Annotated in this window: 13 protein-coding genes and 1 tRNA gene; 5 read left to right on the top strand and 9 right to left on the bottom strand. The window is 69.2% G+C overall.

The genetic code is table 11. The features are described from left to right. Nucleotides 1-167 precede the first annotated feature (167 nt). Nucleotides 168-2,600: a virulence-associated E family protein gene (locus KPL78_RS20810; protein ID WP_219764913.1), complete on the bottom strand. Its 2,433-nt coding sequence runs from the start codon at nucleotides 2,598-2,600 to the stop codon at nucleotides 168-170. Nucleotides 2,601-2,769: 169 nt separating this feature from the next. Next, nucleotides 2,770-3,459 (bottom strand): hypothetical protein, encoded by a 690-nt coding sequence (locus KPL78_RS20805; RefSeq protein ID WP_160119839.1) that lies wholly within the window; start codon nucleotides 3,457-3,459, stop codon nucleotides 2,770-2,772. A 371-nt stretch (nucleotides 3,460-3,830) separates the two neighbouring features. On the opposite strand from KPL78_RS20805, the gene KPL78_RS20800 reads away from it, so the two are divergent. Genes KPL78_RS20800 through KPL78_RS20790 form a run of 3 tightly spaced genes read left to right on the top strand, consistent with a single transcriptional unit; the run spans nucleotide 3,831 to nucleotide 6,105 of the window. Continuing rightward, complete coding sequence (locus KPL78_RS20800) at nucleotides 3,831-4,349, top strand: DUF2924 domain-containing protein (RefSeq protein WP_219764912.1); 519 nt, start codon at nucleotides 3,831-3,833, stop codon at nucleotides 4,347-4,349. After that, nucleotides 4,346-5,701 (top strand): recombinase family protein, encoded by a 1,356-nt coding sequence (locus KPL78_RS20795; RefSeq protein WP_219764911.1) that lies wholly within the window; start codon nucleotides 4,346-4,348, stop codon nucleotides 5,699-5,701. Before KPL78_RS20800 ends, KPL78_RS20795 begins: the two co-directional genes overlap by 4 nt. Further along, nucleotides 5,698-6,105, top strand: coding sequence for a hypothetical protein (locus KPL78_RS20790; protein WP_219764910.1), 408 nt, complete (start codon nucleotides 5,698-5,700; stop codon nucleotides 6,103-6,105). Before KPL78_RS20795 ends, KPL78_RS20790 begins: the two co-directional genes overlap by 4 nt. A 59-nt stretch (nucleotides 6,106-6,164) precedes the next feature. On the opposite strand, the gene KPL78_RS20785 is transcribed toward KPL78_RS20790, so the two are convergent. The 6 genes from KPL78_RS20785 to KPL78_RS20760 form a co-directional block, all read right to left on the bottom strand. Continuing rightward, a complete protein-coding gene (locus tag KPL78_RS20785) occupies nucleotides 6,165-6,944 on the bottom strand; it encodes a DUF1828 domain-containing protein (protein WP_219764909.1) in 780 nt (259 codons plus the stop codon). Beyond that, complete coding sequence (locus tag KPL78_RS20780; protein ID WP_219764908.1) at nucleotides 6,941-7,531, bottom strand: hypothetical protein; 591 nt, start codon at nucleotides 7,529-7,531, stop codon at nucleotides 6,941-6,943. The genes KPL78_RS20785 and KPL78_RS20780 overlap by 4 nt, the downstream gene beginning before the upstream one ends. After that, nucleotides 7,531-8,982 carry a type I restriction-modification system subunit M gene (locus KPL78_RS20775; protein WP_219764907.1) on the bottom strand — a complete coding sequence of 484 codons (1,452 nt, stop codon included), beginning with the start codon at nucleotides 8,980-8,982 and terminating at the stop codon, nucleotides 7,531-7,533. Before KPL78_RS20775 ends, KPL78_RS20780 begins: the two co-directional genes overlap by 1 nt. Continuing rightward, entirely contained in the window at nucleotides 8,979-10,487 is a 1,509-nt protein-coding gene (locus KPL78_RS20770) for a restriction endonuclease subunit S (protein ID WP_219764906.1), read from the bottom strand. Before KPL78_RS20770 ends, KPL78_RS20775 begins: the two co-directional genes overlap by 4 nt. 2 nt (nucleotides 10,488-10,489) lie before the next feature. Next, nucleotides 10,490-13,153, bottom strand: a complete 2,664-nt coding sequence (locus tag KPL78_RS20765) for a type I restriction endonuclease subunit R (RefSeq protein WP_369412802.1) — start codon at nucleotides 13,151-13,153, stop codon at nucleotides 10,490-10,492. 434 nt (nucleotides 13,154-13,587) lie between these two features. Continuing rightward, a tRNA-Gly gene (locus tag KPL78_RS20760) sits at nucleotides 13,588-13,662 on the bottom strand. Nucleotides 13,663-13,804: 142 nt separating this feature from the next. Here KPL78_RS20760 and KPL78_RS20755 point away from each other — a divergent pair. Together KPL78_RS20755 and KPL78_RS20750 are read left to right on the top strand one after the other, a co-directional pair. Next, a complete protein-coding gene (locus KPL78_RS20755) occupies nucleotides 13,805-14,773 on the top strand; it encodes a Bug family tripartite tricarboxylate transporter substrate binding protein (RefSeq protein WP_219764904.1) in 969 nt (322 codons plus the stop codon). Further along, the gene (locus KPL78_RS20750; RefSeq protein ID WP_219764903.1) at nucleotides 14,774-15,280 is read left to right on the top strand and encodes a YbaK/EbsC family protein; all 507 of its coding nucleotides are present in this window, start codon (nucleotides 14,774-14,776) and stop codon (nucleotides 15,278-15,280) included. Here KPL78_RS20750 and KPL78_RS20745 read toward each other — a convergent pair whose 3' ends face one another. Continuing rightward, nucleotides 15,281-15,871 carry a 2'-5' RNA ligase family protein gene (locus KPL78_RS20745; protein ID WP_219764902.1) on the bottom strand — a complete coding sequence of 197 codons (591 nt, stop codon included), beginning with the start codon at nucleotides 15,869-15,871 and terminating at the stop codon, nucleotides 15,281-15,283. It abuts the gene before it with no gap. Between the last annotated feature and the right edge of the window lie 61 nt (nucleotides 15,872-15,932).

The raw sequence follows: 15,932 nt of genomic DNA, 5'->3' as shown, positions 1-15,932 counted from the left end.
GCACGTGATGCGTAGGGGGCCTGGTACGAAAGAGAACACGACAGACCCGGACCACCCGGACCCACCCGGACCCATCCAGGTATTCCGCGGCTTTCCGGACAGCCACGGACCCGGACCCATACCCGGACCCGGGGCGGCAGACCCGGACCCAACCGAGGCCGCGGCGCTCATTTCGGCACCGCCGACGAAGGCGTGCGCCGATACCGGCGTTCGCGCTTGCCCTTCGGGCCGTGCCCGCCCTTGCGGGCGCGGCACAGCTTGAAACCCATGCTGACCAGGCTGCGGACGACGCGGTTCTGATCCACCTGCGTCCAGCGCGCCTTCTCGATGCCGAGCGCCCGCTCCATCACCTCGGCGACGGAGACGTCCTGCAGCGGTGCCGGGCGCGGCCGGCGGAACGGGTTGCGCTCGCCGAAGCCGTTCTCCAGCCACTCGATCTCGTTCTCGAGATAGGCCTGGATCGGCTCGTCCCAGGCATCGCCCTGGTAGCGTTCCGCCTGCTCCTCGGCCGCCAGTGCATCGAGCTCCTGCGTCTCGAGCCACCAAGGCTCGCCGCGACGAAAGCGATCGCGCGCCTCGGCCCAGAGCTGATCCCGGTCACGGCGCAGCGCATCGAGGTCGATGCTGGTGCAGACCACCGGCCAGAAGCGTCGGCCGCCGGTCGGGTCCTTCAGATAGCCGCCCTCCGGATTGACGCTGCCGGCAAAGACGCATTGCCGCGGCAGGTCGACCAGCCGCTTGCCGTAGGGCGGCCGAAAGCGGTCCTGGGTGCGCGACATGAAGGCCTTGACCGTGCTCACCTCGGCGCGGCCCATGGTGTCGAGCTCGGCGATCTCGATGATCCAGACGCCGCGCGTCTCCATCGCTGCATCCTTGCTGGAGAGGTCGGAGAGGCGGTCGGTGAACCAGGGCGCGGCGAGGGCCATCAGCGCCGAGGACTTGCGGATCCCCTGCGGCCCTTCGAGGATCAGCGCGCAGTCGGCCTTGCAGCCGGGCACGTAGATGCGTGCGACGGCGGAGATGAGCCAGCGCGGGCCCACGGCGCGGTGATAGGCGTTGTCCTCGGCGCCGAGATAGCGGAGCAGCCAGGCCTCGAGGCGGGGCGTGCCGTCCCAGGACAGCCCATCGAGGTGCTCGCGGACGGGATGGAAGATCCGGTCGCGCGCCACGACCTCGACCGCCTGCCCCGCGATGGACATCGGCACCATGATGTCCTGGTGCTGCAGCCAGTCGGCGACGAGGGCGTCGTCGCGGTCGGCCCAGGGCGTGTCGGACCAGCCCGCCGGATCCCGAACCCAGGGCGGCGGCTTGCGCGCGACGGTGGTCGTGGCGAAGGCGTCGTGCCACAGCACGCCCTGCCATTGCGGCGCACCGCGCAGGGCGGTGATGGCGTTCGCCAGGACGGGCCGGGGCTCACCGTCCTCGTTGAGCAGCAGTTCCTTGCGCCATTCGTTGGAGAAGGCTGCGGCGGGCCTGGACGCGGCGATCAGCATCCGCACGGCGTCCGCGCCGTCCGATTGCAGGACGTCGTTGAAGTCCTGCCCGGGTGGCGGCTCGGCGACGGTCACCTCGTGCCCGCGGGCCCGGAGCACGGTGACGGCCTGGCGGAGCTGCTGGTCGGCCTTGCTGTTCGGCTCGTCGCCGTCGCGCGCGACGAGGACGGGTGCGCCGTCTGACAGGGGCGCGCGGGCGATGTTGCTGATGCCGAGGCAGGCCCAGCTCTCCTGGCCGGTGGCCTGCCAGACGGAAAGCGCCGTCTCGACGCCTTCGCAGAGCACCACTGGCGCGGTGCCGGGGATGCGCACGGCGGCGACATCAGCCCAACCGTCATGCGCCTTGTTGGTGCGCTTCTGGATCTTCAGCGGCGCCTTGCGGCCGTCCTCGGTGAGGTAGATCAGCTGCAGGCCGTGAACCTGCCCCTCGGGATCCGTCGCCAGCGCAACGAGCGCGCCGTAGTGGTTGTAGGCGTTCGGCAGGAACCGGATGCATGGTGGGAGCGGCGAGGCGATGATCGCGCGCCGGCGCAGGTAGGTCTCGACCCGCGTGCCAGCCGCGTCCTCGCAGCCGGCGACGATCTCAGCGACTTTCGCGGCCCGCTTCGCATCCTCGGCCGCCTTCTTCGTAGCGGACGACAAGGGCCGATCCTGCCATGGTGGCGGTCCCAGCGCGTTGTCCGCCGTCGGGGCTGGATCTGACGAGGATGGATCGGACGAGGCCGCGTCCGTATCGGCCGCTGGCAGTGCCGTTTCGTCGGGATCGGATGGCGACGGGGTTGGTGCTGGTGCGTGATCAGCCTTCTTCCGGCGCGGAGCCGCCCGCATCCCGAGCCACTGGCGGGACCAGTCGAGCGCGGCGCCGTTGCTGAGCCCGCGCCGGTGCCGGAGCAGTTCGATGGCGGCGCCGCCGATGCCGTGCTCATGGTCGAACCAGCGCCCGGCGTCGTCGCCCTCGAGCTCGACCGCGATGCTGCCATGCGTGCCGAAGCGCAGCTGCCGTGGCGTCGACAGCTCGCGGTTCGGCTCGCCGAGCAGCTCGCGGGCGAGATCGCCGATGCGCGCGGTCAGCGCCGCGACGACGTCCTTCGCGCCGGCGCCGCTCATCGGGCACCGCGTGCGTCTGGTCGGCGTGCTGGGCGAATCGACATCCGGCCTCCATGGCGTGGGGAGGCCGGTAAAAAGACATGCGTGATCCGCTCGCGCTGCGTCGGAGCGGGTCCGGCTCCGCGCCGCTCGAAGGGCTCAACCGTTCAGGTCAGGACGCGGCGCGGCGTCACCAGCCGCGCTTGGCACCCCCGCGCTGCGAGGACGGCAGACGGATCAGCGTCGCCATCGCATCCGCCAGGTTCTGCGACACCGCCTCGCCCTCGACCGTCTGCTCACGGAACCAGTCGGCCAGCAATTCCTTCTTGCCCTGCACGCGCGCATTGATGCCGTTCTCGGCGACGGCGCGGTCGAGCAGGTCCATGTACGGCGTGCGATATGGCGCACCGGTTGCCGGATCCATCGCGGGGGCTGGCTGCGGCGGTTCGACGACCGGCCAGATCGCCAGCACCATGAAGCGCGGCACGCGGATGTCGATGAAGTGCCCGTCCAGCAGGTTCAGCGCGTCGTTGCGCCCACTACGCTGCCCGGCACGCCATTGCTCCGGCGCGATGCTGCTGTGGCGACCCGAATGGTAGCGCCAGCCGTCATTCTCAGAATGCCAGGATGCGGCACGCTCAGTCGACAGGCGCCCGGTGGCGTGGAGGTCACCATCGCGCAGTGCCACTTGGATCTCGTCCCACGCAGCGTCCCGCGCGACCGGGCCGAGATCCTTCGGTGGCTGCCAATGCACTTGCGGTCGAATCGCCTTCGCCAGTCGTTCCGGATCGGCTGAGATGTACGCGATGAGCTGCGCGGCCACGTGACCTTGCGCGTCGTCCAAGGTCCAAAGGGTCCGATCCAGGGTCTCGATCAGCATCGGTGGGGTCCTGTGAGGTCAATGATGGTGGAGGTCGGCGGCGAACATAATGGGAACATTAAGAGGGGTGAAGGGTTCAACCCACCGCCCCGCGGCCAGCCCGGACCGCATCGCAGGTAGCAAGAGGGGGCGGCCCGAGGCTGGATGTGCGGCATGCCAGCCCTACTCGCGGCTCCATGCCGCCCCGCCCCACCAAACCCCCACCTCCGCGAGGTCTGTGATCTGCTCGCGCGTGGCCTGCTGCGGCTGTGCAGCCGCGCTGCCGAGGATCTCGCTCGTGATGCCGCGCAGGTTGAGGCTCGCGGAGACATTCGCCTACCCTCCACCGCCAGGCAGCGCCGTCATGCGAACCCCAGGAGAAAGGGAGTCGCATGACCAGACGATCGACCGCGAAGGCGAGGCAGCACGATGCTGCGCCGCCGGCGCCCACCATCCCGAAGGTCCCACCGGCGCAGGTGCTACCGCGACTGGCTGCCCTCAAGACGGCACCGATCGCCCAGCTGAAGCAGCAGTGGCGGGAGTTGTTCGGGAAGGAGCCGCCACCGTTCAGCCGCAGCTACATCACCAGTCGGCTGGCCTATCGCATCCAGGAACTCGCCTACGGCGGGCTGAAGCCGGAGACCCGGGCGCGGCTCGAGGCGCTGGGCGAGCAGCTGGACGGCGGGAACGTGGTGCTCCGGCGGATCCGCGCCGACAGCCGGCCGCTGCCGGGCACGCGGCTGATCCGTGAGCATGACGGCGTGCAGCATGTCGTCACCGTCCGGGCCGATGACTTCGAGTACGAGGGGCGGCCGTATCGCTCCCTCTCCGCCATCGCGCGGCACATCACCGGCACGCGGTGGAATGGTTGGGCGTTCTTTGGGCTGCGCCAGCCGGGCGGTGGCGCATGAGCCGGAGGAAGCCTCCTGCCGACGAGGTGATGCCGGCGACCACGAAGAAGCTGCGCTGCGCGGTCTACACCCGCAAGTCCACCGACGAGGGGCTCGACAAGGAGTTCAACACGCTCGATGCGCAGCGCGAGTCCTGTGAAGCCTATGTCGCCAGCCAGCGGGCGGAAGGGTGGACCCTGGTTAGAGACCGCTATGACGATGGCGGGTTCTCTGGCGGCACGCTGGAGCGGCCGGCGCTGCAACGTCTGCTGCGCGACATCCAGGCCGACTTGGTCGACGTCATCGTGGTCTACAAGATCGACCGCCTGTCCCGCTCGCTGATGGATTTCGCCAAGCTGGTGGAGGTGATGGACGCGCATGGCGTAACCTTCGTTTCCGTCACGCAGTCGTTCAACACGACGACGTCGATGGGTCGGCTGACGCTGAACATCCTGCTGAGTTTCGCGCAGTATGAAAGGGAGATCATCGGCGAGCGCATCCGCGACAAAGTGGCTGCGTCGAAGGCGCGCGGCATGTGGATGGGCGGCAAGGTGCCGCTTGGCTACGACGTCGTCGACCGGAAGCTGATCGTGAGCGAGCCAGAGGCTGTGCGCGTCCGCCGCGTGTTCGAGTTGTTCGTCGAAACCGGCTCGGGCGTGGAGACGGTGCACCGCCTGCAGGCCGAAGGCATCGCCAGCAGATCCGGCAAGCTCCTTGATAAGGGCGACGTCTACAAGGCGCTGAACCTGCGGACCTACGTCGGCGAGGTCACGCACAAAGGGAACGTCTATCGTGGCGAGCACGAGGCCATCGTGCCGCGGGATCTGTGGGATCGAGCGCACGCCATCCTGCAGGTCAGCCCGCGCACCAGGGCCGCGCAGAACCGGCAGCACGCACCGGCGCTGCTAAAGGGGTTGATCTTTGGGATGGACGGAAGGGCGCTATCCCCGACGCACGCGGTGAAGAATGGCCGGCGCTATCGATACTACGTCGCTCAGCGCGTGCTGAAGGCGGACACAGCCGTCGACGACAGCATCGTACGGCGCGTCTCGGCGGCGCAGATCGAGGGCGCGGTGATTAGCCAGGTCCGCGCCCTGCTTCGACAGCCGGAGATCGTGGTCGGCACCTGGCTAGCCGCTCGACGCGAGGCTCCAAACCTGACCGAGCGCGAGGTCCGGGACGCGCTGCACCGGCTCGACCCGCTCTGGGAGGAACTGTTCCCCGCCGAGCAGGCGCGGATCGTGCGCGCGCTGGTCGAGCGGGTGGTGGTCGGGCCTGCCGGCGCCGACATTCGCCTACGCGTCGAGGGGCTGGCGGGGTTGGTCAGGGATCTCGGCGCCATCGCGCCCGACGCGCTGAGGGCCGCCGCATGACCGCCGCCACCAGCATCACGGTCCGGGTGCCGCTGAAGATCCGGCGGCGGTCGGGAAGGAAGACGGTGGTGATGCCGGTCCGCGACGACGGCGAGGCCGCCATCTTGACGCGCGCCGACCCGGCACTGATCAAGGCATTGGCGCGGGCGTTCCGGTACCAGCGGCTGCTCGACGAAGGGCGCTACGGCTCGATCACCGAAATGGCGGCGGCAGAGAACATCGACCGAGGATATCTAGGCCGTATCCTCCGCCTGGCGCTCGTCGCGCCCGACTTGGTCGAGCATCTCCTCGGCGGAGGCGCCATCTCCCAATCTGCGGCCTCCCGCCTTGTCGAAGCAGTGCCTGCTGAGTGGCAGCAGCAGCACAGGATGATTGGCATCTCGCGGGCTACACAGCCCGCGTGATCCGACAATCTGCCACCTGCGCCAGGTGATGCCGGCGTGGCTGCGCGGGCCACCGATCCTCAGGCCGCCTTTGCCAGGCGCTCGAAGGTTGCGTCGGAGGCATCCTCCTGCACGACCTTGGCCGCCTGGGCGACAACAGGAAGCAGATCCCCGAACGCATCCTTCCGCCGCACCACCGCGATCCGTGCAGGCGCGTTCTCCAGCAATGCGATGTCATGGAACTTGGCTGCCGCGAAGGCCACGGACACAGGCGCGGGTGACACGACGTCGAACAGCGCCAGCCCCCGCTCCATCTCCACCGCGGCATCGACCTGCCACGCATGGGTCGAGACGCCGCGAACCTCCACCTCACCGCGAACCTGCCGGTCAGGAAACAGCCGATGCAGGCGCGCGACCAGCCGATCCGCCGCGGTCTGCGGTCGGCGATCGGCGGAACGGACCATGGCTCGCTCGAAGGCGCGCAGAACCGCGGTCGCCAACGTCATCGCGGCGCCTGGCAACTCGTCACGCGCGAGGTCCCCGAGCCACAGCGTACCGTGCGTGGCGATCAGGCCTTGCAGCCGCGCGATCTCCTCGGCCTGGCGCCGATACACCCGGGCGAAGCCGAGCGTTTCAGCCTCATCGTGTCCCTGGCCGAGGTCGGTGATGCGGTAGCGGTCGGTGTCCTCCTGCTCGATGACCACCACCACGGACGATCCCGAGGGCAGAAGCATCGGCGTGCGAAGATAGGCCCGGCCGCCGAAGACCTCGGCATTCGCGAGGCCGCGAAGGATCTCCGCCGCGATCTGGTCCAGCCCGGACGACGCCGGGGCATTCGCAATGAAGCTTGTGATCGTCATCTGCCACGCCCTCCCCGTCGCATGTTGTCCGCGAAAGGCAGCAGGTCATATTGCCATGGCGGGGGCGGCACGTGAACAAGGTCGGGAATGAGCCAGGCCGCAGCAGCGGCAGCCGCGAAGGCGGGCCAGTCGGCAGGTTCAGGGTCGAGCGCCTCCGCCGCAGGCAGATTCTCGGCCATGGCCGCCGCCAGCCCGGTCGAGACGCGTGCGTTGAGCGCGAGCGGGTGGCGATGACTGGTCTCGATGATCCGGTGCCGATGCGGTTTCGGCACGATTGCCCTGTTCGTGTGGCGGTCGTGTGGTCGCCACTCGCAGCGCTCGAAAGGCTGCGGCCGACCCGAGGCCGCCTGCCAGGTGAGGACGAGGGACACGCTGCGATCGGGCATCACGGCATGCGCACGGCCCAGCAAGCGAACCCGGTCGTCCGTCACTTCCCCGACATCGAGCGTGGAGGTGAAGCGGAGATAGCTGCCATCCTCGACCCACCGGATCGGTGTGGTCAGGGATTTCTGGACGGCCAGGAATGCCGAGAGATCCCGCAGCAGCGCGGCGTTGTCGGCATCCTCGGTGTCGGGCTCGGGCGCCATCAGCCAAGCCGGGCCGCGACTGCCCGGAAGCGTGCCAGGGCGGCTTCCAGGTCGTCGGCGATGCTGGCGGCGATTTCGGCCGGCGGCGGCAGCGAGGCCGGGTCGGTCGTGCCGTCCTCGCGCAGCCAAGTCAGGTTCAGGTCCAGCTTCTCGCGCGCGGCGAGCTCGGCGTAGGTGAAGCGCTTGAACCGCTCCGTCTCCTGCCGCTTCGTGCGGTCGGAGAGTTTCGCCAGGCCGACGAACTCCTCCATATCCGCATAGCGAAGCGGGCGTTCCTTCAGGGTGAAACGCTTGTTGGTGCGCAGATCGTAGACCCACAGCGCCTCGCTCCAGGGTTCCTTGCGGCGCGGGCGGGCCTCGAAGAACAGCACGTTCGCCTTCACGCCCTGGCGGTAGAAGATGCCGGTCGGCAGGCGCAGCAGGGTGTGGCACTCGAACTCGTCGAGCAGGCGACGGCGGATGCGCTCGCCGGTGCCGCCTTCGAACAGCACGTTGTCGGGCAGCACCACCGCGGCGACGCCCCCCGGCGCCAGCACGGTCATGATGTGCTGGACGAAGTTGAGCTGCTTGTTGCCGGTGGTCACGCCGAAGTCGGGGCGTTGGTAGTCCTCGCGCTCGGTCTCGGCCTCGCCGTCACCGGTGAAGACCTGGATGGACTGGCGGCGGCCGAAGGGCGGGTTGGTCAGGATCACGTCCCACCGCTTGCCGGGGTCGGCCAGCAGCGCATCGGCGCGGTGGATCGGCGTGGTGTCGGCGCGGCCGAGGCCGTGCAAATAGAGGTTCATCGCCGCGAGCCGCGCCACGCCGGCGACGATGTCGTAGCCGGTGAAGCCTTCCTCCCGCATCCGCCGCCCCGTCTCGCGGTCGCGCGCCTCGGGCTTGTGGCGCATGTGCTCGTAGGCGGCGAGGAGGAAGCCGGCGGTGCCGCAGGCGGGGTCGCAGACGGTCTGGCCGGGCTTCGGGTCCACCACCTCGACGCAGGCCTGGATGACGGGGCGCGGGGTGAAATACTGGCCGGCGCCGGACTTGGTGTCGGAGGCGGTGCGCTCCAGCAGGCTTTCGTAGATCGCGCCCTTTACGTCGACGCCGAAGCCGGACCAGGTTTCGGCGCCGATCATGCGCACCAGGCGGTGCAGGTGGGCCGGTTCCTCGATGGTGTTGCGGGCGCGGGTGTAGATGGTGCCGACGAGGCCGGGCTGCGCGGCCAGCGTTTCCAGCGTGCGGGCGTAGTGTTGCGCGAGTTCGCGGCCCGTGAGCGCGGCGAGGCGCGCCCAGCGGCAGTCCTCGGGCAGGAGGGAGGGCAAGCCGTCCTCCTCGCGCTCGGCATCGAGCTTGAGGAAGAGCAGGTAGGTGACCTGCTCCACATAGTCGCCGGAGCCGACGCCGGCATTGTTCATCACATGGGCGAGGTTCCAGACCTTCGCGGTGAGGATGTTCTCCGTCTCGCTCATGCGGGCGTCTCGATCAGGTCGGGCGGCGCGGCGGCGCGGCGCTGGCGCGGGCGGCGCGTGGTGGCGGGGGCGGCGCGCAGGCGCGCGAGCAGGGCGGCGGCGGGTTCGTCGGCCGGGTCCTGCGGGACGAGGCGGCCGGTGAAGGCGGCGTGGAGGATGGATTGGCGGAGGCGCGCAGCGAACTCATCCGCCGGCAATTCCGTCGCATCGGTCTGTGCCTCGCGAACTGCGGCGACGATGGCGACGAGTTCGCGACGAGGCGGAAGCGGGACAGGGCATGCGCGAATGGACGATCCCGCAATACCCTTCTGACCAGCAGTCGTCCTGATGTTCCTGGCGATGTATGCGCGGCTCGGCCCGGCATTCAGCGCCACTTCCAGATACTCGGCGAGATCGCTGAAACCGGGCAGAGGACGTGCGCACATCACCTTGTCGGGGAACAGCAGCGGCTCATCAAAGCGCACGAGACCACAGACGCCGACATACTGCTCCGAGCCTGAGTAGCGCGTGACCAGGAGATCGTGCCGCTGCGTCGTGGCGCCGGCCAAGTTCTCCGCTGGCAAGGGGCGGTAGAAACGATGCTCGGCGTGATCCACCTTGAGCGGACGGACCGCCGAAATGCGGAGAATGCGTCGATCCGTTGTATCGCCGTCCGGCGCTCGGGCGAGGCCATTTCCGAGGAAGTTCGTGACCTGATCCACCGACGCCCAGCACCACCCTGATGGCAGCGGTGCCTCATCGGTAACATCCGGCGCGAGAATGGCGCGCGCGCGCCGGCTGCTGTCCTCGCTGCGTGCCGCGAGCAACTGATGGAGCAAATCCTCGCCCGTCTCGTTCGTCGGGTTCGCCGCGCGCCAGTCGGCGGTGAGGGCTCCGGTGCAGGCGGCGTGGAGGAGGCTTGCGCGGAACTGCGTCAGGCCCTCGCGCGCCCGCGCCAGCGCGGCTTCGCCGGCCTCCACATCCTCGAACAGCGCGTTCACCGCGGCGACGATGCGGGTCTGTTCGGCCTCTGGCGGGACCGGCAGGGTGATGCGCCGTAGGTTCTCTTGCGAGATGTTGCGCATCGAAAGCTGCGCGCCGGTCGCATACTGCTCGATCTGCACACGGCCGAAATGCGACTTGAGGAACAACTCAAGCCAGCGATCGAAGCCCTCGACGACGCGCAGCCGCAGAACCTTGTCGCTCAGCACCAGACGGCGCCGGAACTGCTTCACGATGACCGGGGCGCCGACCAACTCAATCGTGTTGGCGCGCGAGATGAGGAAGTCGCCGGGACGGATCAGATGCGCCGGATCGATTGCGGCGCCCGGCGGCAGCGCCTTGCTTTCGTCCTCGTCGAACTCGCCCCAGGTGACGGCGCTCACCTTCACGATCCCGGTTTCGCTATCCTCGGGCGGACGACCAATGGCGGCGACGTTCTTGCCGGCTTCGATGCCCTTGATCAGATCGCCGAGCGGCGCGACGGCCCAGCCGGGCGGCGGCGTCTCACCGGGCAGCGCATCCATCCTTACGCCACCAGCGCGTCGGCCAGGTCATCGACCAGTGTCGGCAGCCGGTCAGCACCGAACAGCACACGCGCCCGCGCCGTGCCGCCGCGTGAGGAGAAATCCGGAACCTCGCGGAGATCGTTCATCGTCAGGTCCACGTTGCTCGCCACCCATTCCTTCATCAGTCGCAGCCACTCCATCTGCGCCTCGGTGTAGTCGCGCCCGGCCTTCTTCTCGCGGCCGAGCCAGAGTTCGAAGTTGCGGTTCACGTCCGGCGCGAAGGGCGCCAGCACCGCCCGCGCGCCGATGGCGTAGCGCACCAACCCGACCAGATCGGTCAGCAGCCCGGCCGGCGCGCGCGTCTGACCCGCATGCAGGCGGCGGTAGCATGCCCAGACGTTCCTGTCGTCCAACAGCCAGGGCGGCCGCGCCATGGCCTGCCGCAATTCCTGCAGCATGGCGTAGGTCAGGCGCCGCTGCGCGTGCGGGCGGGCATAGAGGATGGCCAGCGCCGCCAGCCGGTCCTGTTCCTCGTCCAGGAAGCGGGTGAAGCGTTCGGTGATCTCGGTGGCGCGCTTCAGGTCGAAATCGGCGGAGAGGACGGCGTCGGGCGTCAACTCGTCCACAATGATCTCGGTCTGCCGCTGCGCCTCGAGGATGGCGCGGCGCAGCGCGGGGTTGGCGGCGATGGGCTTGCAGGCCTCGGCGCGCAGGGCCTCGGCCGCGGCGTCCCAGGCGGCGTCATCCTCGGGGGAGGCGGCGCCGGTCTCGCGGGCCTTCGCCTCGATGCGGATAGGGTCGGCGGCGTCCACCAGGGCGCGCGCCAGGTCGGTCAGGGTGGCGCCGTGGGCGGTCTGCCGCAGGTCGGCCTTCGCCGGGTCGGGCAGGCGGCCTTCCAGCCGCGCCAAGCGGCCGGCGAGGGTGGCGCAGGTGTCCTCGTCCGTGTGGCCGAAGGCGACGCGTTCCAGCAGGGCTTCGAGGCTGAGGGTGCGGTCGCGTTCCAGCGGCTCGGTGGGCGTCTTCACGCTCTCCGTCACGCCGACCGCGTCCACGATGATGAAGCGGTCCTTGCGCTCGGCCGAGGGGGTCGCGCGTTGCAGGTCGGTGGGCAGGATGGTGCGGGATCCGCGGCCGCGCATCTGCTCGAAATACTGGGCGCTGCGCACGTCGCGCAGGAAGATCAACACCTCCAGCGGCCGGATGTCCGTGCCGGTGGCGACCATGTCCACGGTGGTGGCGATGCGGAACAGGTGGTCGGTGCGGAAGTCCTGGATCAGTTCCTGCCCCGTTCGCCCGGTGGCCTTGTAGGTGATCTTCTGGGCGAAGCGGGCGTCGCCCTCGAAGACTTCGCGGGCGATCTCCGTCACCGTCTCGGCGTGGCTGTCGGACTGGCAGAAGATCAGCGTCTTCGGCACCTCGGCCCGGCCGGGGAACAACTGCGTGGGCAGGGCGTCACGATAGGCCTGCAGCACGGTGCGGATCTGGTTCGGGTTCTCGATCGCGCGGTTGAGTTCGCTGGGGGCGTAGGGGCGGTCCTCCTCCAACGCGGCGAGGCGGCGACGGCGGGTTTCCTTGTCGCGGTGCGGGACGGCGAAGCCGGCGGGGATGGTGCCGCCGCGCTCGCCGACCTCGGTGCGGACGCGCCAGACCTCGAAATCCACGTTCACGCCGTCAGCGACGGAGCGCTCGAAGGGGTATTGGCTGACGATGTTCTGCTGGAAGAAGCCCAGGGTGTGGCGGCCGGGGGTGGCGGTCAGGCCGACAAGGAAGGCGTCGAAGTATTCCAGCACCTGGCGCCAGGAGCCGTAGATGGAGCGGTGGCACTCATCGACGATGATGAGGTCGAAGGTCTCGGGCGGGATGTCGGGATTGTAGGTGACGGGGCGCTGGGCGTGGTCATCGGGGCGCTCGAAGCCACCGCGTTCGTCGTCCTCATCGTCCAAGGGTTGGCCGCGCAAAACGGAATAGAGGCGCTGGACGGTGGAGATCACCACGCTGGCCGAGGGGTCGATGGCGCTGCCCTGCAGGTGCTGGACGGTGAATTCCTCGCGGAACAGCAGGCCGGCGCCGCCGGGAGTGAAGGCGTCGAACTCGCGCTTGGCCTGGGTGCCGAGATTGGCGCGGTCCACCAGGAACAGGACGCGGCCCATGCGGACCGGGGGCGAGAGCAGCCGGTGGGTCAGGGCGCAGGCGGTGTAGGTCTTGCCGGCACCGGTCGCCATCGAGACGAGGGCACGGGGCTTGCCCGCAGCGAGGGATGTTTCGACGCCCGCGATGGCCTCGGCCTGGCAGGGGCGGAGGCGGGAGGCGTCAAGCGGCGGCAGGGTGGCGAGACGGGCGCGCAGGCTGTTGCCGGCCTGGAGCATAGCGCGCAGGGTCTCGGGCCGGTGCGGGGCAAAGATGCGGCGCGGGCGGGCGTGTGGGTCTCGGGCGTCCTGGAACAGGGTTTCCGCGCCGGTGGAGACATAGACGAAGGGGAGCGGGTCGGCCCAGGCGGGATACCGGGCCGGTGCGGCGCGGGTGTAGTCGGTGCCCTGGTTCACGACGCCGAGCAGGGTGGTGCCCTCCGGCTTGGCTTCGAGGACGCCGCAGGCGCGGCCGTCGAGGAATAGGAGATAATCGGCCGGGCCGGTGGCTGTGGGGGTTTCACGGACGGCGATGCCTGGGCCCGCGTGGAGGTTCACCTCGTCGCGGTCCTGGACGATCCAGCCGGCGATGATGAGGGCGGCGTCGATGATTTGCCGCGCGCGCGCCTCTGGTGCTGCTTCGCGGTGTCCCCGCCCCTGACCGTCCATGCCGGAACAGTAACACAGTATCGGAAATTGCCATGGCTTGGGGGCGAAGCGCGGGAATTCGTGCTTCTGGGGGCATTGCCCATGCAACAGCGTCGCTGAATGCTCGAAGCTCACCACCGTAGAAGGCTGTGGAAAAACAACGCACTAAAGCTTGTAGACTGAATCGCCCAAGTCCCGAGGTTCGGAGAGAACGGGAAGAACAGAGACGCCCACCGGGCCTCTGTTGCGCGGTCGAAGTATCAAGGTCCGCGCGCGAACCCCGGCCAAACCTGCGCCTCAGCGCGGTGCCGTGACCAGGAGAGACAGGTTGTGAGAGAGAAGAATGGAGCGGGCGAAGGGATTCGAACCCTCGACCCCGACCTTGGCAAGGTCGTGCTCTACCCCTGAGCTACGCCCGCGCTCCGTGCGGAGGCCGGGCTTCTACCATGGCCCACCGGGATTGCAAGCCACCCTGTACGGCAAATTTCGAATTCTCCTCGACAGCGATGCCCGGCCCGAATCATCCTTTCCGCAACGAATCTCTCCGGGAGGACTATCGCCATGGACCGTCGTTCCACGCTCGGCCTTGCGGCCGCGCTTGCCTTGTCGGCGCCGCGCACCCTGCGCGCACAGACCTTTGACCACGCGATCCGCCTCATCGTGCCCTTCGCCCCGGGCGGCACCTCGGACATCCTGGCCCGGCTCCTCGCGCCCGATCTCACCCGCGCCCTCGGCCAGAATGTCGTGGTGGAAAATCGCACCGGTGCGGGCGGCAATATCGGCGCCGACCTCGTCGCCAAATCCCCGCCCGACGGTCACACCCTGCTGCTGATCGACGTCTCGACGCTCGCGACCGCACCGTCGCTCTACACGCGCCTGCCCTTCGACCTGAAGCGGGATCTCGCCCCGATCACCATGCTGATCTACGCGCCCTACATCCTTGCCGTGCACCCGTCCGTTCCGGCGCAAAATGCTGCTGAACTCGTCGCCTTCGCCAAGGCCAATCCGCAGCGCCTGAATGTCGGCCATGCCGGCATCGGCGTCGGCAACCATCTTACGGGCCTTCTGGTCACCCAGCATTGGGGGGCGGATCTCACCCAGGTGCCTTATCGTGGTGGCGCGGCAGCACTCACCGCCGTTGCGGCCGGCGAATCGCAGATGATCATCAACGGTGCCACGGCGACCGCCCCCTTCTGCAAGCAGGGCACGCTGCGCCCCATTGCCGTCACCGGCCCGGCGCGCCTGGCTGACTTCCCCGACATCCCAACCTTTCACGAACTGGGCTGGCCGGCCGCCGATTCCGGCACGTGGCAGGGCGTCCTGGCCCAGGGCGGCACCCCGGCGCCCACCGTGGTGCGCCTCGCCTCGGAGATCGCCTCCGCCATGGCCATGCCGGCCACCGCCCAGCGCATCACGGCTCTGGGCGCGGTGAATCGGGTCGAGGGACCGGAAAACTTCCGCACATGGCTCGACAATGAGATCGAGGTCTGGTCCAGGGTGGTGCGCGCGAACAACCTCCGACTGGATTGAATGCCCGAGACGCCCGAAGGCCTCCTTGCCCGCCTCGCCGCTGCCGGTGTTGCCGCGGAGACCCGCCACCACCGCCCGGTCTTCACCGTGGCGGAGGGGCGGGACATCGCAGCGACCTTGCCCGGCGGCCATACCAAGAACCTCTTTCTTCGTCCGGCGAAGGGGGAGGGGCCCTTCCTCCTCGCGACGCTGGAGGCCGACCGCCAGGTCTCGGTGAACGCCCTGGCCCGGCTGGCCGGGGCCGGGAAGGTTTCGATGGCCAGTGCCGCGGAACTTGAGGCGACCCTCGGCGTTACCCCCGGTTCGGTCACGCCGCTCGCCTTGGTCAATGCGGCGCCCGGATCGGTCCGCTTCGTCATGGACCGCCACCTCGTCGAGGACTGCGCCCGCATCTGGGTCCATCCGCTGACCAATGCCGCCAGCACGGCCCTTGCTCCGGCGGAACTGCTCGATTTCCTGGCCGATCTCGGCCACCCCTGCGCGGTGTTGGACCTCGACGCTGACTGATCAGAACGCGTATTCGGCCAGCAGGTCGAAGGCCAGGGTCGGGAAGACCGTCTCCCGCACCAGCCGCAGTCCACGGACCGGAACCTCCACCGACAGGGCCGGCAGCCGCCCCGGCAACCGTAGCTGCTCGGGGTCGCGGACACGCAGCAGGGTTGCGTGGGTGATCTGCGGCCGACGCACCGGCCGTTCCGGCAACCCGCAGCCCCCGGCGAGCGCCGCGCGCAACTCCGCCAGCGGATTCTCGTCGTCCAGGGCAATGACCGCCCGCGCCTCGGCGCGCAGCCGGGTAAAGCGCAGACGGAACGGCGCCATCCGCCGGCAGGCCTGGGCGCTCGCCGCCCGCCAGCCCGCCTCATGCCGCGCCCAGATCTCCGCCTTGGGCTTCGGGAGCTGCTTCGCGGCATCGATCAGCGGCAGCACAGTGACATGCAGGGCTTCCGGCGGGATCAGATGCAGCCCGTCGCCGCCGGCATCCGCCAGCGCCCGCTGCACCGCGACCAGCCCCCCCCCCGCCGCCGCCAGCCCGATCTGCAACTGGTAGGATTCACACGGGCAGCCATAGAGCGGGTCCGCCTCGAAACGCGTGCCCATCGTGGTATTCGGTCCCCTGGCTCCGGCCTTCGCGGCTTGCTTCCGGACCGCGACGGCGCAT

The organism is Roseomonas alba (genome assembly GCF_019430885.1).
Taxonomy (GTDB): domain Bacteria; phylum Pseudomonadota; class Alphaproteobacteria; order Acetobacterales; family Acetobacteraceae; genus Neoroseomonas; species Neoroseomonas alba.
The sequence above is the reverse complement of the archived record's forward strand: the minus strand, read 5'-3'. Positions and strand labels throughout refer to the sequence as shown.

Excerpts from the sequence above, each read along its gene's own strand:
- KPL78_RS20805 (WP_160119839.1), bottom strand. The coding sequence starts at position 3,459 with ATGCTGATCGAGACCCTGGATCGGACCCTTTGGACCTTGGACGACGCG.
- KPL78_RS20800 (WP_219764912.1), top strand. The coding sequence starts at position 3,831 with ATGACCAGACGATCGACCGCGAAGGCGAGGCAGCACGATGCTGCGCCG.
- KPL78_RS20785 (WP_219764909.1), bottom strand. The coding sequence starts at position 6,944 with ATGACGATCACAAGCTTCATTGCGAATGCCCCGGCGTCGTCCGGGCTG.
- KPL78_RS20770 (WP_219764906.1), bottom strand. The coding sequence starts at position 10,487 with ATGGATGCGCTGCCCGGTGAGACGCCGCCGCCCGGCTGGGCCGTCGCG.
- KPL78_RS20755 (WP_219764904.1), top strand. The coding sequence starts at position 13,805 with ATGGACCGTCGTTCCACGCTCGGCCTTGCGGCCGCGCTTGCCTTGTCG.
- KPL78_RS20810 (WP_219764913.1), bottom strand. The coding sequence starts at position 2,600 with ATGAGCGGCGCCGGCGCGAAGGACGTCGTCGCGGCGCTGACCGCGCGC.
- KPL78_RS20750 (WP_219764903.1), top strand. The coding sequence starts at position 14,774 with ATGCCCGAGACGCCCGAAGGCCTCCTTGCCCGCCTCGCCGCTGCCGGT.
- KPL78_RS20780 (WP_219764908.1), bottom strand. The coding sequence starts at position 7,531 with ATGGCGCCCGAGCCCGACACCGAGGATGCCGACAACGCCGCGCTGCTG.
- KPL78_RS20745 (WP_219764902.1), bottom strand. The coding sequence starts at position 15,871 with ATGGGCACGCGTTTCGAGGCGGACCCGCTCTATGGCTGCCCGTGTGAA.
- KPL78_RS20775 (WP_219764907.1), bottom strand. The coding sequence starts at position 8,982 with ATGAGCGAGACGGAGAACATCCTCACCGCGAAGGTCTGGAACCTCGCC.
- KPL78_RS20795 (WP_219764911.1), top strand. The coding sequence starts at position 4,346 with ATGAGCCGGAGGAAGCCTCCTGCCGACGAGGTGATGCCGGCGACCACG.
- KPL78_RS20790 (WP_219764910.1), top strand. The coding sequence starts at position 5,698 with ATGACCGCCGCCACCAGCATCACGGTCCGGGTGCCGCTGAAGATCCGG.